General features: G+C 67.6%; 16 protein-coding genes. 8 read left to right on the top strand and 8 right to left on the bottom strand.

Annotation, left to right across the window (positions count from 1 at the left end; translation table 11 throughout):
* Positions 1-89 precede the first annotated feature (89 nt).
* Both JOF29_RS13520 and JOF29_RS13515 read right to left on the bottom strand, forming a co-directional pair.
* Positions 90-896 (bottom strand): fumarylacetoacetate hydrolase family protein, encoded by an 807-nt coding sequence (locus tag JOF29_RS13520; RefSeq protein WP_209694546.1) that lies wholly within the window; start codon positions 894-896, stop codon positions 90-92.
* Positions 893-1,687 (bottom strand): IclR family transcriptional regulator, encoded by a 795-nt coding sequence (locus tag JOF29_RS13515; RefSeq protein ID WP_209694545.1) that lies wholly within the window; start codon positions 1,685-1,687, stop codon positions 893-895. The genes JOF29_RS13520 and JOF29_RS13515 overlap by 4 nt, the downstream gene beginning before the upstream one ends.
* A gap of 187 nt (positions 1,688-1,874) precedes the next feature.
* Between JOF29_RS13515 and JOF29_RS13510 the strand changes: the two genes are divergently transcribed.
* From JOF29_RS13510 to JOF29_RS13495, 4 genes are all read left to right on the top strand, one after another.
* On the top strand, positions 1,875-2,591 hold the full coding sequence (locus JOF29_RS13510) for a ribonuclease activity regulator RraA (protein ID WP_209694544.1): 717 nt from the start codon (positions 1,875-1,877) through the stop codon (positions 2,589-2,591).
* Positions 2,588-3,067 (top strand): nuclear transport factor 2 family protein, encoded by a 480-nt coding sequence (locus JOF29_RS13505; RefSeq protein ID WP_209694543.1) that lies wholly within the window; start codon positions 2,588-2,590, stop codon positions 3,065-3,067. The genes JOF29_RS13510 and JOF29_RS13505 overlap by 4 nt, the downstream gene beginning before the upstream one ends.
* Before the next feature lie 99 nt (positions 3,068-3,166).
* Positions 3,167-4,387 (top strand): FAD-dependent monooxygenase, encoded by a 1,221-nt coding sequence (locus JOF29_RS13500; RefSeq protein WP_209694542.1) that lies wholly within the window; start codon positions 3,167-3,169, stop codon positions 4,385-4,387.
* 15 nt (positions 4,388-4,402) lie between these two features.
* Positions 4,403-5,119 (top strand): TetR/AcrR family transcriptional regulator, encoded by a 717-nt coding sequence (locus JOF29_RS13495; protein WP_209694541.1) that lies wholly within the window; start codon positions 4,403-4,405, stop codon positions 5,117-5,119.
* 132 nt (positions 5,120-5,251) lie between these two features.
* Here the strand turns inward: JOF29_RS13495 and JOF29_RS13490 are convergent, their stop codons facing one another.
* The 6 genes from JOF29_RS13490 to JOF29_RS13465 form a co-directional block, all read right to left on the bottom strand.
* A complete protein-coding gene (locus JOF29_RS13490; RefSeq protein ID WP_209694540.1) occupies positions 5,252-6,817 on the bottom strand; it encodes a DUF5597 domain-containing protein in 1,566 nt (521 codons plus the stop codon).
* Positions 6,814-9,423 carry a family 78 glycoside hydrolase catalytic domain gene (locus JOF29_RS13485; protein WP_209694539.1) on the bottom strand — a complete coding sequence of 870 codons (2,610 nt, stop codon included), beginning with the start codon at positions 9,421-9,423 and terminating at the stop codon, positions 6,814-6,816. The genes JOF29_RS13490 and JOF29_RS13485 overlap by 4 nt, the downstream gene beginning before the upstream one ends.
* Before the next feature lie 75 nt (positions 9,424-9,498).
* Positions 9,499-10,551: a LacI family DNA-binding transcriptional regulator gene (locus tag JOF29_RS13480; RefSeq protein ID WP_209694538.1), complete on the bottom strand. Its 1,053-nt coding sequence runs from the start codon at positions 10,549-10,551 to the stop codon at positions 9,499-9,501.
* A gap of 33 nt (positions 10,552-10,584) precedes the next feature.
* Positions 10,585-11,406 carry a carbohydrate ABC transporter permease gene (locus JOF29_RS13475; RefSeq protein WP_209694537.1) on the bottom strand — a complete coding sequence of 274 codons (822 nt, stop codon included), beginning with the start codon at positions 11,404-11,406 and terminating at the stop codon, positions 10,585-10,587.
* On the bottom strand, positions 11,403-12,332 hold the full coding sequence (locus JOF29_RS13470) for a carbohydrate ABC transporter permease (protein ID WP_209694536.1): 930 nt from the start codon (positions 12,330-12,332) through the stop codon (positions 11,403-11,405). Before JOF29_RS13470 ends, JOF29_RS13475 begins: the two co-directional genes overlap by 4 nt.
* Positions 12,329-13,504, bottom strand: a complete 1,176-nt coding sequence (locus JOF29_RS13465) for an ABC transporter substrate-binding protein (protein ID WP_209694535.1) — start codon at positions 13,502-13,504, stop codon at positions 12,329-12,331. The genes JOF29_RS13470 and JOF29_RS13465 overlap by 4 nt, the downstream gene beginning before the upstream one ends.
* A 718-nt stretch (positions 13,505-14,222) precedes the next feature.
* On the opposite strand from JOF29_RS13465, the gene JOF29_RS13460 reads away from it, so the two are divergent.
* From JOF29_RS13460 to JOF29_RS13445, 4 genes are all read left to right on the top strand, one after another.
* Positions 14,223-15,551, top strand: coding sequence for a sensor histidine kinase (locus JOF29_RS13460; RefSeq protein WP_209694534.1), 1,329 nt, complete (start codon positions 14,223-14,225; stop codon positions 15,549-15,551).
* Positions 15,533-16,261 (top strand): response regulator transcription factor, encoded by a 729-nt coding sequence (locus JOF29_RS13455; RefSeq protein ID WP_245357573.1) that lies wholly within the window; start codon positions 15,533-15,535, stop codon positions 16,259-16,261. Before JOF29_RS13460 ends, JOF29_RS13455 begins: the two co-directional genes overlap by 19 nt.
* Positions 16,262-16,379: 118 nt before the next feature.
* Positions 16,380-17,315: an ABC transporter ATP-binding protein gene (locus tag JOF29_RS13450; RefSeq protein WP_209694533.1), complete on the top strand. Its 936-nt coding sequence runs from the start codon at positions 16,380-16,382 to the stop codon at positions 17,313-17,315.
* Positions 17,312-18,199 carry an ABC transporter permease subunit gene (locus JOF29_RS13445; RefSeq protein WP_209694532.1) on the top strand — a complete coding sequence of 296 codons (888 nt, stop codon included), beginning with the start codon at positions 17,312-17,314 and terminating at the stop codon, positions 18,197-18,199. Before JOF29_RS13450 ends, JOF29_RS13445 begins: the two co-directional genes overlap by 4 nt.
* Positions 18,200-18,242: the final 43 nt, after the last annotated feature.

Here is an 18,242-nt window from a genome sequence, read left to right as displayed (position 1 = left end):
GGCGACGCCGCCGCCAGGCCCGATCCCAGACCAGCCACCACCAGCGACAAGACGCCCAAGCATGAAGATCACGATCGACAGCTGGAGTACTAGCCGGCTTCGACCACGTTGGTGAGCCGGCCTATGTGGTCAACCTCGACCTCGACGGTGTCGCCGGCGGCGAGGAAGCGTTGCGGGTTCTGGAAGCCTCCACAGCCCGCGGGCGTTCCGCTCAGGATGATGTCGCCCGGCATCAGGGTCAGATTGCTGCTGAGGTAGGCGACGAGTTCGGCGACGCCGAAGATCATGTCCGACGTGTTGCCGTCCTGGACCACGTTCCCGTTCACCCAGGTCCGGATCCTGGTGTTCGCCGGATCGATGCCGGACGCCGGGACGATGACAGGACCCAGCGGGCAGAAGGTGTCGAGCCCCTTGCCACGGACCCATTGGCCGTCCGCGGCCTGGAGATCACGGGCCGAGATGTCGTTCGCGGCGGTGTACCCGTAGACCGCCGCGAGAGCCTCAGCGGTGTCGACATTGCGTGTCCTGCGACCGATCACAACCGCCAGTTCGCCTTCCCAGTCGACCTGGCCGGACAGGGCTGGATCGGCGACGACGACGCCCTGGGGTCCGGTCACGCTGCCCGCGAGCTTGGGGAACAGATATGGCACGGACGGCACCGGCCAGTTCATCTCAGCGACCGTGCTGCGGTAGTTGAGACCGATGCCGAAGATCGTTCCGCCGTCGTACGGCGCGAGCAGCAGCGGGTCTTGATCGCCGAGTGGTGGCCAGCCGGAGATGTCCGGTCCGGCCAGGACGTCCGCGAGCCGGCAGCCAGGAGGCCCTGCGTGCCATCGATCGCCGTCGTGAACGATCCAGCGTTGATGGCCGTCGAGATTGGTCCTGCCGATCTTCATGACTGCCTTCCGTCGAGGTCAGGTGGCGCGCTGGGGGCATACTCGATCTCCGGGTCGTACCCCAGCCGGCGCGAGATCGCCTCGGCGGTACTCGCCACGATCGGGCCGACGCGAGCCAGTTCGGGCACCATGCGATCGGCCGGTCCGGCGACCGAGATCGCTGCGATCGGGCGGCCGAGGTTGTCCCGGACCACCGCTCCACAGCACGCGCTGGAGACGTCGAGTTCACCGAGGTCCTGGGCCCAGCCACGCTCGGCGGTCCGGGCCAAGTCCGCCTCGAGCGCGGACCGATCGGCCACCGTCGCCTCGGTGTACCTGTGCAGCACGACGCGATCCAGTAGCGACGAGCGATGGTCGGCCGGCAGCGCCGCGAGGTACGCCTTGCCGACCGACGTGCAGTACATCGGTCGGCGAACACCGACATCGGCCGACACACCGACCGATCGCGGACCCCGCTCCCGGTAGATGAACACCATCTCCCGCCCACGCGGTACGCCGAGCGACACCGTCTCACGAGTCTGCTGCACCAGCATCCGCAGATACTCCGGAGCCGCCCGCGCGACGTCCGTCGAGTGCACCGCCGCCATCGCCAGCCGCGCCGCCGCCGGACCGAGGGCCCAGGTGTGCGTGATCCGCCCTTCCTCCAGATATCCACGCAGTCGCAGCCGCTCCATCAACCGGTACGTCGCGCTCCGCGAGATGCCGAGCGACGCCGAGATATCCGCGACCGTCGCCTCGGACGTCGTGGCCATGAAGTCGAGGATCGACAGGCACCGATCGAGCGCCGACACCGGACCATCTTTCCCGCCTGGCGGGACTGATGAATGTCCGTCATCCCGATCACCGACAACTTCCGCCACTGTCACGCTCCGATCGCCGTCGAGCATTTCCACGCTCCTCCGGGCCAACTACGGTCGAGGCTAACATCTGTCCCAGTCAGCATGATCCAGTCCCATTCAACGGGACTCTGGAGGATCCGTGAATCAGCCCCCACTCGCCGCCGAGACACTCGCTAAGCTCACCCGGGTAAGCACCGCGACGCTCGCGACCCAGCTCTTCAGACGTGGCCTCCGGCAACAGTTTCTCGTCGGCGTCCCGCCGCTGGGCGACGTCGAGGCGCGATGGGCCGGAGAAGCTTTCACCATGCGCTTCATCCCGAGCCGGGAGGACCTCGACACCCTCGAGAGCCTGCACACCGAGGACAACCTGCAGTGGCAGGCAGTCGAGCAGATCGGGCCCGGCCAGGTCCTGGTCGTCGACAGCCGGAACGACATCAGCGCCGCATCTGCCGGAGACATGCTCGTCACCCGCGCCTGGAAACGCGGTGCGGTCGCCTTCGTCACCGACGGCGCCGTACGCGACGGCTCGGTGCTGCGAGAGCTCGACATTCCGACGTACGCCCGTGCCATCACCGCGACCACCCGGCTCACCTCCTTCCACGTGGCGGATCTGCAGGTACCCATCGGATGCTCCGACGTAGCCGTCTACCCCGGCGACATCATGGTCGGAGATGCCGATGGCGTGATCGTCGTACCGCGCGGCCTGGCAGACGAGATCGCCGGCCCGGCGGTCGAGCAGGAAGAGATCGAGGACTACCTGCACACGCGCGTCCACACGGGTGAGTCCCTGCTCGGCATCTACCCCGCGACCGACCAGAGCCGCCGCGACTATGACGATTGGAAGGCATCCCGATGACACGCACCGGACTGGCCGCGCAGTACGAGCAGACCATCCGCACCTACTTCGACGGCTGCAACGAGGCCGACGTACCGAAGATGAAGTCCTGCTTCACCGACGACGCGGTCCACTACTTCCCGCCCAGCATGTACGGCGGCGCATGGCGCACCGCCGACCTGATCGCCCGCCGCTGGGCGGATTTCGTAGCCACCAAGGGATCCGCCTGGACGATCGACCGCCTCGTCGTCGAACCCGAAAGCCACCAGGCCGTCATCGAATGGACCCACTACAAGACCGCCGAGAACACGATCCTGCGCGGCGACGAGTGGTACCTCTTCGACGAACCCACCGGCCTCATCCGCGAGATCCGCGCGTACTACGCGGCACCACAACCGCAAGGCTCCGCGCTGACCGAACTACAGGACTTCGACTACAAAGGCCGCGGCTACCACCACACCAGCCCGGTGCCCCGGCCCCACCCCAGCCAGAAATGACGCCCCCGACTACCTGCCGAGACGAGTTGGATCGGTGCTGTGACTCAGATCATGAACTGACCAAATGACGAATCTGGTCAGTCACTCTAATCTGGGAGCATGGCGAACTCGGACGGCGGCGAAGGCCGGGCACTGGTGGTCGGGCTTGGCATCAGCGGGATCGCGACCGCGCTGCGGCTGCTCCAGGTCGGCTGGACGCCGGTCATCGTCGAGCGGGCGCCGGCGAGGAGGACCGGTGGGTACTTCGTCGCGCTGTTCGGCGGTGGCCGCCCACCGGCAGAACGCCTGGGCATTCTCGAGCGGCTCGACAACCGCCTGCCCCGTGGTGCCAGCTACGAGATCGACCGGGCCGGGAACCGGAAGGTCGGCCTTGGGTACGGCGACCTGCCCGGAAGCCCCTGGATGATGCTGCGTGGCGACATCGAGGAAGCCGCCTTCAGCGCGCTTCCCAGCGGGGTCGACATCCGCCACTCGACCGTACCGACCCGCATCGAGCAGGACGCGACCGGCGTGGACGTCACGCTGGCCAACACCGTCGACGGCACCACTGCCACCGAGCGATTCGACCTGGTCATCGGTGCGGACGGGCTACGCTCCACCGTGCGCTCGCTGGTGTTCGGGCCGCACGAGCGATATCTGCACCGGCTGAACTACATGGCCGTCGCCTACCAGCTCCCCCGGCCGCTCAGCGACCTCCATCCAGACGACGCCGCCGTACTCCTCGAGCCGAAGCGTTCGATGTGGATCTTTCCGTTCGCGGGCAGTGATCCGACAGTGCTGCTGAACTATCACACCCGCGATGTCGATGCCGAGTTCACTCAACCGCCCGTAGAGCGAGTGCGTGCTGCCTTCGGACCAGAACCGGCCGGCCGGTCGCTCGGTGAAGTACTGGACGCGCTGGAGACCGCCGACGACCTGTTGTTCGACTCCGTCGAGCAAGTGCATCTGGACACTTGGCATCGCGGGCGGGTCGTACTCGTCGGCGATTCGGCCTGGTGCGTCACCCTGTACGCCGGAATGGGCGTCTCGACAGCTATGTCCGGGGCCGACCTGCTGGGCACGATGCTGCAACGCCATCCCCAGGACGTGCCACATGCGCTGGCCGAGTGGGAACGTGCACTACGTCCCGCCCTGGAGGTCTTCCAGCGCAACGGGATCCAGCAACGTACCTTCTTCGTACCGGCCACCACGTCCGAGCTCGCCGTCCGCAAACTCATGACCGCTGGAATGCGGGTTCCAGTGGTCTCGTCGTTGCTGCAACAGCTGCGGACCAGGGACAAGGCGGGAAGGCTCAAGGACCACGACATCGCCCTGGCCTGAGGAAGGAACGCGACCATGACCGCAATCACCGAACATGACACGGCCACGGCCACCCGGATTCTCGCGGCGGCCAGGGAACTGTTGCTCAAGCGCGGAGTCAAGGGCCTCACCGTCGCGGAGATCGCCCAACGATCCCACGTCGGCAAAGGCACGGCGTACCTGTACTGGGCCACCAAAGAGGACCTGCTGTTCGGATTGGTCGCCCGGGACTTCCTGGCCGTCCTGGACCACGAGATCGCGGCCCTCACCGCGGACCCGGACCTCGCCCGCCCACACCGACTCTGCCCACACCTCATCCACACTGCCCTCGACAACCCGTTCGTGCGCGCACTGCAGACCGGCGACACGGACCTCCTCGGCATCCTCGCCAAACACCGCCGCAGCAAAGAACTGCTCGACCTCCTCGGTCCCGCGGCACTGATGTACACCGTGCTGCCCGTCTGGCGCCGACATGGTCTCGCCCGGACCGACTGGTCCCTCGACGACCAGGCCTACGCCCTGCAAGCGCTGATGATCGGCTTCCTGGAAACCACCACGACCCGCATACCCGTCCTGCACAACGTCAACGTCGACGAGCCGGACAAGGTCATGGCCGCCGCAGTGACCGCCCTACTCGGCCCCGACCAGGCCGACCCGGCCCAGCTACGCGCGACGGCGAACGAAGGCCTGACACTGCTGGCCGAACGACGCCAGTCCGTACTCGCCCTGATCGGCAGCCAGCACTCCAGGTAGCCTGCCGCGTAACGCGTAGGCGGCGGTACCTGACAAGGCTCAGGTCGGGCAGCGGATGATGCGCACCCTCGATCAGGAGGGCGACGACCTCGGCGGAAGAGCCTGACTCGCGTCTTGTCGAGGTCGCGGCGGTCAGAAGCGGTAGAGGTCGAACTGGATCATGCCGGACAGGTTCTCGAGTCTTGGGATGCGAAGCGGCTCAGGTACGGCGCCGTAGGCAGGAAACCGGCCAAGGGTGCCGGCAGCCGTCTCGTCGCCGTTGAGGCGCCGACCAGGCTGGATGTGGTCTCCGTTCCAGTGCAGTTCCTGCGCTGAACGGACGCCGACCTTGCCGTCCAGAGCAGAGAAGCTGACGGTGAAGCCCCGGCCGAGGATGACGAACCGCCCGGGGTCCTGCTCGATGACGATGCCGTACGCCGGCTCGAGGGCGGACCTCTTGTCCAACTCAACGCTAAGCACGTAGTCGCCCAGCTGAACGCGGGGCGAGGGGGCAGCGTCGTCGAGGAGGAATCCTCGCCGCTTCGCGCCGGGCCGTTCGCGGATAAGCTGGTGGGCCATACGAAGCATGGCATTCGCATCGGCGAGGCGCCCGTGGTCCGGTGTGTGTGGTGACAGCGAATCCGCACCGAACGGCGAAACACCGACGGCGCCGTACTCGCCGACCGCGAGAAACATCTGCGCGACACCATCAGCCGTACGGTGCATCTCCGGTATGAACAATCCGGCAGAGGCGTCGGCGTATCGCTCGCAGACAGCTCGTACGTCGCCGAAGTAGAAGTCCGGGCACAGCAGGTCGATGGTAGGCGCAAATTCTCGCCAGATCGGTGCTACTCGAATGACTGGTCCACCGCTGGGATAGTCCCCCGGCCGTCCTCCGCCGGCGACGCCCGTCGGGCCGGGATTGACGGTGCTCCCGTCGAGCCATGCGTTCACTAGCAGTGGGACGTCGAGTCGAGCTCTACCGGTCCCCGCCACGCGTTCGACGTACGCGGCGTACGCGCAGGCCATGAAGAGCTCGTCCGTATTGTCACTGTCTCCGAACACGTCGGCCCACGTGCCCGCGGACTTCGAGCCTCGTGTGACCCAGTCGGCATGGACCGGCGTGCCTGGATGGCCGGCCACAGCCGCGATGACCGGCGGGGGAACCTGCGCCGAAAACACATCGTTCGCGAGCGGACTGTGGTCCCGGGATCCGCCGAGCAGACCGACCTCGTTCTCGACCTGCACCATAATCACGGTGTGCAGCGTGTCCTCGCGCGCCAAGTACGCCATGAGTTCGGCGAACGCGCGGCTGTCAGCGGTGACGGTTGCCTCGCCGAAGGGTGACAGGTGCTCGATGGGTCCGCCGGGCACTTCGGCGCGAGGGAAGCGCGCGGTGTCTTCCTTGACCCAGCCGGGTGCATAGCTGGACATCCCGTTCTTGTAGGAGCCGAACCACAGCGGAACCACCCGAAGGTCGTGCGCCCGGGCAGCCGACAGGATGGCGTCGACCTGGGCGAAGTCGAATTCGCCCTCGTCGGGTTCGAGGAGCTCCCAGGTGACGGGAACGAGGACCGTGTTCGCGCCGAGTCCTGCCACGGTGCGGAACGACTCCTCGATGGCGGCCGCACTGCCGGAGCTCGAATTGTGAACCTCTGCACCGACGACGAGGTACGGAAACCCGTCGACGAGAAGCTGTCCGTCCCGCAATGTTGTCAACGGAAAACCTTTCCAGTTGGAGCCGGGCGGTTCGTGCTGAAGTGGCCCGGCGTAAGAGTTGCCCTTTGCCCGTCCGGAAAGACCACTACCGCGACAGAGCAGGGTGGTACGTCGACCGTGAGCTGGAAGGTGTCTCCGTCGTCCTGCCACTCAACCTCGATGGTGCCTTGCGGACTCTCGAAGCTGCCCCGCGCCCACGGGATGTCCGGATGCGGCACCGGCGCGACCACGAACGACTCCCAGCCGACCGACCCCTCGGCCTGCCGCAGACCGACGACATGGGTGTGCAGGAAGTGCACGACGGCGCCCTTGCTGTAGTGGTTGAGCGAAGCGTGTGGATTCCCGTCGTCGTCGATACCCTCCCACTCCTCCCAGATCGTGGTCGCGCCGCGGTCGAGCATCGCGAGCCAGGACGGCGGCGTGCGCTGGAACAACAGCCGGTACGCCACGTCGGCGTACCCGTGGTCCGCCAGCACCGGGAGCAGCTCACCGGTGGACAGGAAGCCGGTGCCGAGATGGTTGCCCGCGGCCCGGAGCAGCTCGACGAGTCGTCGTACCGCGCCCGCCCGCAGCTCGTCCGGCACCAGCCCGAACGCCAGCGCCCGCACGTACCCCGCCTGCGTGTCGCTCCTCATCCACCCGGACTCGTCGAGGAACTCGGTGCGCCAGGCCGCTTGTACCTGCTTCGCGACCTCGCCGTAGCGGGCAGCCTCAGCGGACCGCCCCAGAACCTCCGCGATCCGTGCGAGCGTGGCACACGAGCGATAGAGGTACGCCGTACCGACCTCGCCCTTGTCCGACTCCCGCGCACCGCCCGGCTCACACCATTCGCCCCAGTGGTAGGTGCCGTCCCAGATGAACCGCTCATGCGGGCGAAGACCCGTCCGGGACGGGTCGTGGTGGGTGCGGGCCGCTTCGAGGGCCCAGTCCACCCAGCGCACCATCGCGTCCCAGTTCTCCGCCAGGACCTCCCGGTCGCCGTACGTCTCGTACAGCACCAGCGGGACGGCGACGATCGCGTCCCCCCAACCGGCCGACCCGGTCGTCCTCGCCAGCCGCTCCCCAGGGTCCATCAACTTGGTACGCCGTCCATCTGGGGAGAAGTTGGCGATCCGGCCGTCCGGCAACTGGTCGTCACGCACGGATCGCAGCCACTTCCGGCTGAACCCGTGCACGTCGTACAACCGCGCCGCGGTGGTCGCGAACACCTGGTAGTCGCCGGTCCACCCGAGCCGTTCCCGCGTTGGACAGTCCGTCGGTACGTCGACCGCGTTGCCCCGGAAGCTCCACACGGCCGCGTCGTGCAGCCGGTTGAGGTCCGCGTTGCCGCACTCGAACGTCGCAGTCGGTTCGAGGTCGGAGTGCACCACCTGCATGGTCACGCTCGCGGGATCGATGCCGGCACCCTCGCGTCGCAGCCGCGCGTACTGGAACCCGTGCACGGTATGGCGCGGCTCGAACACGGCGCCGTCGCCATCGGACACCACCTCGTCGCGTTGCACGAACACGATCGGCGGGCTGCCGGTCAGGAACATATCGAGATGCGCCGTGGTCAGGTCACCGTCGGTGCCGGCGAACTCGCCGTAGTCGATGATCGTGCGAGTTCCGGCCGGGCCGAGGTCGGCGAGCGAGATCCAGCCGGAGGCGTTCTGACCGAAATCCGCGATCCAGCTCCCGGTCGCCACCTCCCGCAGCGACACGGGCGGACGGGACTCGATCCGGCGGACCGGCGGCGCGGGCGACCAGTCGATGCCGGGAGCAACCACCTGGTCGACCAGCACCGGGACAGCGTCCTCGGCATGTTGCCCGAGGTCGAGCACTTGGCCGTCCATCAGGTCGGCGCGGGTGATCATCGACCGGGAGCTGGTCCAGTCCGCGCCGCTGCGGATCACCGAGCGCGTGCTGTCGTCGTACCAGAGGTGGAGCTCCAGCCTGGCGGCGGTCGTCGTACCCCAGCCGGACGGCAGCCGGAAGCCGCCGGTCTTGCCGCGGTACCACCCGTCCGACAGCAGAACCTCGAGCCGGTTGCTACCCTGCCGAAGCGAGTCCGTGACGTCCATCGCCTGCGCGTAGAGCGTACGGTCGTACGACGTCGAGCCGGGCGTCAGCTCCGCCGAACCAGCGCGCCGGCCGTTGACGAACACCTCGTAGACGCCGAGTGCGGTGGCATAGAGACGAGCAGACCTCACACCCGTGGGCAGCTCGAACCTGGCCGAAAGAGAGTAGGCGGGCCGCATCCCGTAGCCCTCGTCGGCACCCTCGACCGGCGAGATCCATCGGGCGGTCCAGTCCTCGTCGAGCAGCCCGACCTCGAAACAGTTCGGCTCAGACCAGTCCGAGAAGCCCCGGTCGCCTCGCACCCGGACGCGCCACGTGACTCGCTCACAGCTCCGGAGCGGCGCCCACGGCCAAGGGACGAACAGATGGCTGCCCGACGTTCGAGTTACCCGATCGAGCACCGTGCCGTCAACGGTCGCTTCCAGTTCGTACCCCGGCTGACCGGTGGCCGTCCGCGGAAGTCGCCAGGAGAGTCTCGGCGACGCGCCCGACACGATGAACTGGTCGCCGCCGCTGTCGATCCGCAGTCGGTCCGGAGCTCGACACATGAATTCCTCACTCTGTTGGACAGGCATGACTCGACCCGGCGCCGGCCGAGCCGCGTGCGGCTGGTGATGTGGACGTCAGCGCGGGAGCCGATGCGCTCGACGCGGACTACGCGCTGCGCTGGCACGGATGATCAACTGGTGCGGCAGGATGGTCGCCGGCGCTGCGGTTTCGCCGTTGACTTGCAGCATGAGCTGCGCGACGGCCTGTCGTCCGTACTCGGCGTCGTCCACCCTCACGGTTGTCAGCGGCGGGCGGAAGTGGTCCGATCCCGGAGCATCGTCGAAGCCGACGACGCTGACGTCTTCCGGAACCCGCCGCCCGGATTCGGTCAGCGCGTGTACGACTCCCAAAGCCATCTCATCGTTGGCGGCGAAGATCGCTGTCACCGAGGGGTCCAGGGCGAGCTGCCGACCAGCCTCGTACCCGGATCCGGCGGTCCAGTCGCCGGCCAACGACTGGGGCACCTCTGCTCCGGCGCGGCGCAACGCGCTCTCCCAGCCGGCGAGGCGAAGCTGGCTGGAGATCCAGTTGAGCGGACCGGCGACATGGTGAACCGTCGCGTGCCCGAGAGACAACAGATGATCCACGACATCACCTGCCGCCCGCCTCGCGTCGGCATGAACCGCAGGACCGTCGTACTCGGGAACCTCACTGGTGGACACCATCGGCAGCGAGGTGTCGAGCGCGCGCAACGTCTTCGCAGCGGAGACCCACGGGGCCATGAAGATCACGCCGTCGCAGCCGGCCCGGGCGAGCCGGTCGATCCCGCCCTGCACAGTGGCCCGGTCGAAGGTCGCGAACGTCGCCACGCTGACGCCGAGACCGAGCTCGGCAGCCGCCTGCTCGACGCCGATCATGATCGAGATCGCGCCCAGGCCCATCTGCCGGTCGGTCAACTGATGCGTGAGCAGCCCGACGCTGAGCCCGCGCCCGACCGACAACGCCCGCGCGATCGGGTCCGGCCGGTACCCGAGCGACTTGATCGCACGCCGTACCCGGGCCGCGGTCCGTGCGTTCACGTTCGCGCCCCCGCGGGCGACCCGGGACGCAGTCTGGCGGGACACTCCCGCCGCCTTGGCGACATCGGTGAGCGTCGCCCGGACAACGGGCACCCGTTTCTCGGTCAAGTCTTCCCCGCCTTCTCTCCGGACCACGGCAGCCTACTTGACCGCACCGCTACTGATGCCCTGGACGACTTGCCGTTGTGCGAACACGTAGAACACCACCACCGGCAATACCGAGATCGCGGTCGCGGCCAGCAGAATGTTCTGCACCGGAGTCTCCGCGGAAACGAAGTTCATCAATCCTCGCTGCACCGGCATCAGCGTGTCGTCGTCGAACAGCACCAATGCCAGCAGGTATTCGTTCCACACCGAAAGCCCCTGGATGACCGCGACGGCGATCAGGCCTGGTCGCGCCAGCGGAAGAATCACCCGGGCGAACGTGTTCAGCGCCGAGCTGCCGTCGATCGCGGCCGCTTCCTCCAGGTCCTTCGGGAGGTTCGCGAAGAATCCGCGCATGATCAACGTCGAGATCGGGATCCCGGCGGAAATCAGAATCAGCACGTACCCGATCCGGCTGTTCGTCAGCCCGAGTGTGACCATCAGTTTGTACTGCGCGATGAACGCGGCTGGTGCGGGGATGATCATCACCGCCAGCAGCCCGAACGTGACCGCCGACTTGCCCCGGAACTCGATCCGCGCCAGGACGTAGCCGGCCATGCTGGACACGAGCAGGATGCCGGCGACCGCTGACACCGTGTAGATCGCGCTGTTCGGCAGGTAGGTGCCGAGGTCTCCGTCGGTCCACGCCGTCACGTAGTTCGACCACTGCGGCTTCGCCGGCAACAGGTCCTTGCCCCGATACAGCTCGCTGCTCGTCTGCAACGACCCGATCAGCAACCAGACCATCGGGAACAGCGCCCCGACCGCGGCCACCACCAGCAACCCGTATAGCCCGCCCCGACCGGCCAGACGCTTCATTTCCGCCTCCGGGACAACCACAGTTGCAGCATCGCCAGCAGGACCAGCGCACCACCGAAGATGACCGACATCGCCGCCGCCGATCCGAAACGCTGGTTCGTGAACGCTTCCTGATAGATCCGCAGGGTCGGCACCATCGTGTGGTTGCCGGGTCCGCCGTTGGTCAGCACCTGCACGGTGCCGAACACCTGCAACGCACCGAGCAGGGTCAGCAGCGACACGATCGCCGTCACCGGCAGCAGTTCGGGCCACGTCACGTACCGGAACTTCGCCCACCCGCGCGCACCGTCCAGGCTGGCCGCCTCGTACAGTTCCACCGGCACGTCCTGGAGCCCGGCGAGGTACAGGATGAACCCGAAACCCCAGTGGTACCAGAGAAAGACCGCCGCGACCGTCGGCAGTGCGGTACCAGGATCCTCGAGCCAGTTGTGTTGCAGCCCGGACGCTCCGACGGCGCCGAGCAGGCGATTCAGGATCCCCGCGTTCGGAGCGAGCAGCCACGAGAACATCATGCCGATGACCACGACCGAGAACACGCCTGGCAGGTAGAACGCCGTACGGAAGAACGCCTTGCCACGACGCACCCGGTTGACCGCGACCGCCATCCCCAGCGAGATCGCGTTGCCGAGGACGAAGCCGACGACGCCGAAGATCAGCACGTTGCGAAGCGACGACCAGAACACCGTGTCGTGCAGGACGAACCGGTAGTTGGACAACCCCACGAACGGCGTCGACGTGCTGACGCCGTCCCACTGCTGGAAACTCAGCACGATCGCCTGCACGAACGGCACCAGCGTGAAGACCGCCAGCAGGGCGATCGCCGGGAGCAGGAAGCACCACGCCATCAGTTCCCGGCGCCTGGCTATCGGGCTGCGCCGGACGCGGGGCCGCGACGCGGCGACCCCTTCGAGCGGATGGGTCGTCACTTGGTCCTCTTCTGCGCCGTCTCCAGGTCGTCGAGCACCTGGTCGACGGTCTTCTCCTTCAGGACAAGGCTCTGCACCCCGCTGACCAACGCGGTCCGGGCGTCGGTGTTCAGCGGTGACGGAGTGATCTCGATCGCGTTCACCAGGGACGCAAAGCCGGCGACCTGCGAAGGCAGGTCGGCAGCGGTGACCTTCGGGTTCGCCGGGATCAGCCCGACCATGTCGACGAACACCTTCGCCTGCTCCGGCTCGGTCAGCCACTGCACGAACTTCACCGCGGCGTCGACGTTCTTCCCCTTCGGATTGATGCACGCGCCCTTGCCGACACCGCCGTACACCCGCGGCTTCCGCATCCCGTCGGCCGCCTTCGGAATACCCATCGAGACGTAGTCCGTGAAGTCCGGCGCGGTCGCCCGCGCGACCCCGATCGCGACCGAGGCGTCGAAGATCGCCGGCGTGTCCTGGACGTTGAAGAAGCCCTTCTCCACCGTCGGGTTGTCGCCGTCGCCGCCCGGCAGCGCCTTGTTCACGATGACGCCGGCGTCCCTCAGGTCCGCCAGCAACTGCAGGCCCTTGCGCCAGCCGTCCGCCTTCCAACTCGCCTTGCCGGCCAGCGTGGCGTCGATCTCGGCGTCGGTCAGCCAGTTCGACGCATGGCTCAGCAGGAACCGGTCCGCCAGCGACGCGGCCATCAGGAACGCGCCGTTGCCGGTCTTTCCGGAGACCTTCTTCAGTTGCTCGATCCACGCGGCGGTCGTGGCCGGCGGAGCCTTCGGGTCGATGCCGGCCGACTCGAACGTCTTCGTGTTCAGCATCAGGCCCATGGTCTGGATCTCCCAGTGCGCCGAGTAGATGCCGGCGTCCAGGCCGTTGACCGTGCCGGCCTTCAGCGTGGTCAGGTCCAGAGCGATCGGCGAGAAGTTGTCCTTCCAGTCGCCGGTCAGTTTCGGCTGCAGATTCATCGCCCAGCCGGCCTTGTAGTACGGGATCATCTCGGGCAGCGTGAGCGTCGAGTAGACGTCCGGCATGTCGCCCGACTGCGACTTCGCCTGCAGTTTCGCCGGGAAGTTCGTCGGCCCCGGGCTGTCGACGGTCACCCGTACGCCGGTCTGTTTGTGGTAGGTCTCGACCAGCTTGTCCAGCGCCTTGGCCTGTCCGCGGGACTGGTTCATGAACGTCAGCGATGTTGACCCGGCACTTTTCGCCGAATCCTTGCCGCAGCCGGCCAGAACCGGACCGGAGAACACAGCGCCGGCCGACACCGCGGTCAACCCGAGCAATCGCCGACGCGTCAGTCGATTTCCTACCCCTGGTTTGGGCATTGGCTTTCCCTTCCTCGCCGAACGGCATAGACGGAGAATCCGACCGCGATCCCCCAAATCGCCGGAAACATCCTGCGCGACACTGCCTCCACGGACCCGAAGCGGTCCCGGCAGCGATGCTGTTACCGGTAACATCTTGTTACCGGTAACAATCGCTGTCAACACCACAGGATGACCGGATCCGATCGCCCCGGCTGACGCAGTACCGAGCGCCGGGGCCCCGGATCGCGCGCTCAACCGAACCGCTTCCGCGCGAGCAATTCATCTGGGATGGCACCTACCACTGGTGCGAATGGTGCGAGCCCACACCCAAGGGACCGGACGGACGCCACGCCGATGTCGCCTGTGAGATGCCGACACGCTCCACCTCACCGTCGACGTACGGCTCGGCTCAACCGCCGAAGTCAGGTTCCCCAATGGCGAGACCACCCGACTTACGCCGGCGCCGTACACCGACGGGAGTACGGGAAGTACTCCAGGTAGGTGACGATCGACCGGTGCATGCGGGTCAGACTTGATACCAGGCGCTTGTGACAGACTGTCGAGCATCATCGCCAAGGACGGGATCATGAACTTTCGCGGTTTGCTCCCCTCCCGCCCAGGTGGACCGGCCGATCCGGACAGGTGGGTCGATTTGGGACCGCCGCGTTTTCCGGTGGCCGGCAAGGTGGTTCTGGCGGCTGTTGTACCGCTGGCGATGCTCGGGTGGGTGCGGCATGAGCCCCTGTCCGGGGGCCGGGCTGTCGCGGTCGTCGCGATCGCTGTGGTGGTGGGTGCCGCGTTGGGGACGTTGGCGAGGTGGCCGATTCCGGCTCTGGCGATAGCTCTGGGTGGCGGCGCCGCCGTGATCGGGATCGACCAGGCGAGTCCGGTCATGTTTCTGGCGACCGAGGTCGCGCTGTTCGGCGTCGCATCGTTGCGGACGCACGGCGTGGCGCTGGTCGCGGGGAGCGCGACGGCCGTCGTCCTGTTCGGTTTGTCCTGGGCCGACACCGGCGGGCCGGTGACAGATGCTCGGGTGATCATGAGTGTCGTGGCGACGGCGCTCGCGTTCGCGTCTGGGCGCGCTGTGCGTGGTCATTGGGCGCTGGTCGCGGCGCTGGCGGATCGCGCACGGCGCGCTGACGAGATGCGTGAGCAGGAAGCCCGGGCCCGGGTTGCCGAGGAACGGGTGCGGATCGCGCGCGAGTTGCATGACGTCGTCGCTCACCAGATCGCGGTGATCAATCTTCACGCCGGTCTCGCCCGCAAGGCGCAAGGCCGGGACGCGGATGTCACGGAGACCTCGCTCGTGCACGTGCAGGACGCTGCGCGCAACGTCCTCGACGACTTGGGTACGGTACTGCGGGTGTTGCGCTCCAGCACCCCCGACAGTCCCGACGGCCCCGAACTCGCCCCGACATCCGGACTCGACCGCCTGGACGGCCTGCTCGCGAACGTGACCGCGACCGGTTTCGAGGTACGGCTGCGCCGGGTCGGACGCCCGCGGGCAATGGACGCGGCCTGCGATCTGGCGGCCTTCCGGATCATCCAGGAGTCTCTGACGAACGCGACGAAGCACGGCGCGGGTCAGGCCGACCTCAGCCTCGTCCATGACGCGACGACCTTGACGATCGAGGTTCGCAATCCGGTCAGGCTCGACCCTACGGTTCCTGACGGCACCCGGCCCGGGCAGTCCGGCCCGGCCGATCGAGCAGTCGGCACCGGTCAGGGACTGATCGGCATGCGGGAACGGGCCAACGCGGTGGGCGGAAGCCTGTCGACGGACCTCGGGGACGACGGCGTCTACCGGGTCGATGCCGTGATCCCGCACCACCCGTCCTCAGCCCCCGTTCCCGTGCCCGGGGCCCGTACGGCGGCCGGTACGGGAGCGAAGCGTTGCGGCGGTACGGCGTGATCCGGGTTCTGCTGGTCGACGATCAGCCCCTCATCCGGGTCGGCCTGCGTGGAATTCTCGAACTGGAGGACGACATCGAGGTGGTGGGCGAGGCCTCGTCCGGCCGGAAGGCGCTGGACCTGCTGGCCAATCTGCTGCCCGGTACGCCGGTCGACGTCGTACTGATGGACATCCGGATGCCCGAACTCGACGGGATCGAGACCACGACCGCGATCTGCGCCGATCCGCGGTACGCCGACGTTCACTTGCTGGTCCTGACGACCTTCGAGACCGACGAGTACGTCGTGGCAGCGCTGCGGGCCGGCGCCAGCGGGTTCCTCGGCAAGGGCGCCGAGCCCGAGGCCTTGGTGAACGCCGTCCGGGTGATCGCCGCCGGTGAGTCGCTGCTGTCTGCGACGGCGACGCGCTCGTTGATCGAGCGCTTCCTGGCCAAGCCGTCCGCGACATCCCAGGCACCTGTACCGACAACCCAGGCGACACAGACAACCGCGCCGGGTCCGCCCGGTCTGGCCGCGCTGACTGACCGAGAGCGCGAGACGCTGATTCTGGTGGCCGAGGGGAAGTCGAACGAGGAGATCGCCGGGCACTTCGTCATCTCGCCGCACACGGTCAAGACGCATGTCAGCCGGACGATGACGAAGCTCGATGCCCACGACCGCGCCCAGCTCGTCGTGATCGCCTACACCGCCGGTCTACTCCTGCAGCAGTAGCCCGAGGCGGGCCGAAGTACTCCGCGAAGTACTGCTGTCGGGCGACGACTGCGGCGCGCGCTCCCGGCAGGGTTGTGGCCATGAACAGAGCCATGAACAGGGCACCGTGGGGCCGGCGATGATCACCGTCGCGAACATCACGAAGTCGTACGGCAAGAAGGTTGCCGTCGACAACCTCAGCTTCACCGTCGAGCCCGGTGTGGTCACCGGGTTCCTGGGACCGAACGGCGCCGGGAAGTCCACGACCATGCGGATGATCGTCGGTCTCGACCGCCCCGACAGCGGCACGGTGACCGTCATGGGACGGCCCTACGCCGACCACGTCGCGCCACTCCACCAGGTCGGCGCCCTGCTGGAGGCGCGGGCCATCCACCCCGGCCGGTCGGCGTACAACCATCTCCTCACCCTTGCCGCCACCACCGGGATTCCCCGCCGTCGTGTCGACGAGGTCCTCTCGCTGGTCGGGCTGTCGAGCGTCGCCGGCAAGCGCGCCGGGGCGTTCTCGCTCGGAATGGGTCAGCGTCTCGGGATCGCCGCCGCCCTGCTCGGCGATCCGGAGGTGGTGATGCTCGACGAGCCAGTCAACGGACTCGACCCCGAAGGGATCCAGTGGATCCGCGGACTGCTCAAATCGCTCGCCGACGAAGGCCGGACCGTGTTCATCTCCTCGCACCTGATCTCCGAGATCGCGCTGGTCGCCGAGCACCTGATCGTCGTCGGCAAGGGCAAGCTGATCGCCGATACGACCGTCGCCGAGATGCAGCGCGCCGCCTCCGGACTCGTGGTCAAGGTCCGCTCCCCCAAGGCCGCCGAACTGACCGACCTCCTGCTCGACGACGACGTCGCCGTCGAATCCGGACCTGCCGGCGGCGAACTGACCATCACCGGCCTCGAGGCCGCCGCCATCGGTGATCGCGCGCTCGCCGCCGGACTCCCGATCCACGCCCTGATCCCGATCGAGGTCTCGCTCGAGCAGGCCTTCATGCAAATGACCCACGACGCGGTCGAGTACCAACAGGCCCCGGCCACCGACCACCTGGAGGCTTCGCGATGAGCGCCGCACTCGACACCCCGATCCCTACCCGGCACGACGCGTCCGACCATGCCGGACTGCGCGACGCGGCAACGGTCAACACACTGCGCGTCACCTTCCCCCGGGTGGTGCGATCCGAATGGTACAAGTTCGCCAGCCTGCGATCCTCCTGGATCACCCTCGCCGTGGCCGTCGTCGTACTGATCGGCTTCGGCGTACTCGCGGCCCTCGTCACCACCGGCGACGTGACACCGTCCGGACCCAACGGACAGCCCGGCCCAGGCCCGGGAGGCTTCTCCACCGACCCGACCAGCCTCAGCCTGAGCGGCGCGATGCTCGCCCAGATAGTCCTCGGAATCCTCGGGGTCCTGCTGGTCTCCGGCGAATACTCCAGCGGCATGATCCGCGCCACCCTCGCCGCCGTACCCCACAGGCTACCCGTCTTGTGGGCCAAAGCCCTCGTCATCGGCGTGGTCAGCCTGCTCGTGTCGGCAGCCGCCGCGCTAGCCGCGTTCCTGGCCGCACAACAGATCCTCGGCGACGGCGCGAACGCCTCACTGACCGATCACGGCGTACTGCGAGCCGTCCTCGGATCCGGCGGATATCTCGCCGGTGTCGCCCTCCTCGGAGTCGCGCTCGGTGCCCTGCTGCGGCACGCCGCCGGAGCGATCGGTGCACTGTTCGGTTTGTTGCTGCTGGCACCTGCTCTGCTCGGCGCGATCCTGCCGTCCAGCTGGAAAGACGCCGTCGTGCCATACCTTCCGTCCAACGCCGCGTCCTCGTTCACCTCGGTCGTCCCACCCCACGGGATGCTCTCCGCCACAGCCGGCGCCGCCGTACTCGCCGGCTGGGTCGTCATCCTGCTCGCCGCCGCCGCCGTCCTGCTCCGCCGCCGCGACGCCTGACACCGCCCGCTGACGACCTTCCACACCTTAAGAGGAGATGACC

This window comes from Kribbella aluminosa (assembly GCF_017876295.1).
GTDB lineage: Bacteria > Actinomycetota > Actinomycetes > Propionibacteriales > Kribbellaceae > Kribbella > Kribbella aluminosa.
Note: the sequence above shows the minus strand (reverse complement) of the source record. Positions and strands in the feature narration are given on the sequence as shown.